At 40.2% G+C, this 1728-nt stretch carries 2 protein-coding genes; both read right to left on the reverse strand.

Annotated elements, in window-relative coordinates; all coding sequences use genetic code 11:
• Positions 1-90: 90 nt before the first annotated feature.
• On the reverse strand, positions 91-945 hold the full coding sequence (locus PGLA_RS25330; protein WP_084411504.1) for an IS3 family transposase: 855 nt from the start codon (positions 943-945) through the stop codon (positions 91-93).
• A gap of 20 nt (positions 946-965) precedes the next feature.
• Positions 966-1655 (reverse strand): helix-turn-helix domain-containing protein, encoded by a 690-nt coding sequence (locus PGLA_RS25335; RefSeq protein WP_068537992.1) that lies wholly within the window; start codon positions 1653-1655, stop codon positions 966-968.
• Positions 1656-1728: the final 73 nt, after the last annotated feature.

The raw sequence follows: 1728 nt of genomic DNA on the forward strand, positions 1-1728 counted from the left end.
TGAAGTGCTCCCTGTCAAGTGGACAGTGTAAAAAATAAAAATAGTTAGATTCGATTCCTCAGCTCGTTTGTACAGAGCCGAGGTTTTTTGTTATGCAGTTCGTCGGTATTCGTTAGGTGACAAACCATCCAAACATTCTGTATAGCGATAGTTGTTGTAATAGCGAATATATTCACTAACGTCTTTAAGGACGTCTTCATAGGTGTGAAACTTTGTAAGATAATAGCTTTCTGATTTGTAAGTACCCCAAAATCGTTCAATAGGTTGGTTGTCCAAGCATCGGCTCACACGAGACATGCTTTTCATAAATCCGTATTTTACATGGAATCGATGATACTCATGGGACGTGTACTGAAAGCCTCTATCGCTTTGAAGGAGTGGGGTTACACCTGAATTCTTCTTGTAAGCCTTCTTCAGCGTATCCATCACGAGTTTATTGTTATTGGAATGGCTTAATACCCATGAAACAATGGAGTTATCGTATACATCAATAATGGCGCTTAGATAGGCTTTGCGACCATTCCCATACTTCAGTTCGGTGACATCCGTACACCACTTTATATTAGGGGTATTGGCATCAAAGTTACGATTCATTACATTTTCAACGACATGGATCTCAGAGGCTTTCACGTAATGTGGACGCTTCTTGCGGATGACTGCTTTGAGTTCCAAAGCACGCATAATTCGATAATAGCGTTTTTTGTTGTAAGTCTTTTTGAGTTTTCGGTTTAGTTGAGTACGCATTTGACGATAACCAAGTATCCCTTTTCGCTTGTCATAACGAAGCTTCACTTCTTTAGCTAGCGCATGAATTTCAAGTTCCCTGGCAGATGGTGTCCAATGTAACCACTTGTAGTAGGCAGATCGAGCAACCCCTGCTAACGCACACAACTTCGTAATTTCGTAACCTTTCTCTTTGTTCAGTTCTTGAATCGCATGATACAAGTCTACTTGTCGAACGAGGGTTAGCGTGTATTTCGTTGCTTGATCTGTGCCAACTTTTTTGCGAAGGCATTCTCCATTTCTAGGTATTCGTTTCGAGCTTCCAATTCCTTAATCCGCAGATTAAGACGTTCATTCTCATCTAATTCCTCTACAGGCTTATTGCGACCACGATTGTCCTTGAGCGCATCCTCGCTGCCTACTTGGTATTTCCGAACCCATGCATATACTTGCTGATAAGATACACCGTACTTTACGATCGCTTTCTGATAATCCAAACCATTAGCGATGGTATATTGTGCAATTTCAATGCGTTCTTCAAAAGTTGTTTTACGTCCTTTATTCATATGAGATAGTCCTTTTCCTTTACGAGTAGGTTTCAATTCTATCTCACTAGTATACTTGGAAATCCATTTCCGTAGGACACTCGTACTTGAAACATGGTGTTTTTTTGTTGCTGCTTCCAAAGAGCAATGACCAGACAATACCTCTTTAATAGCAGCAAGCTTCAATTCCTTTGAGTATGGTTTCCATGTATTCGATTCCTTTAACCCATCCAAACCATCTGCCTTATATTTTCTTATCCAATCCGTAACGGTTCCCTTGCTGACCCCAAGCTGTTTTGCCTCATAGTTTGGATTTGACTTGTGCTCAAGGCATCGCTGTACGGCGTGTAATTTTACTTCTAAAGAAGTTGGACTTCTTTTAGACATTAGAAAAACTCCCATCATTGTAGTAGTAGAAGTTTTTGTTTTTTCTACTGTCTACTATGATGGGAGCATATCA

It is taken from the genome of Paenibacillus glacialis (assembly GCF_001637205.1).
Taxonomy (GTDB): Bacteria; Bacillota; Bacilli; order Paenibacillales; family Paenibacillaceae; genus Paenibacillus_AQ; species Paenibacillus_AQ glacialis.

Coding starts and splice junctions, on each gene's coding strand:
- PGLA_RS25335 (WP_068537992.1), bottom strand. CDS start 1,655: ATGTCTAAAAGAAGTCCAACTTCTTTAGAAGTAAAATTACACGCCGTA.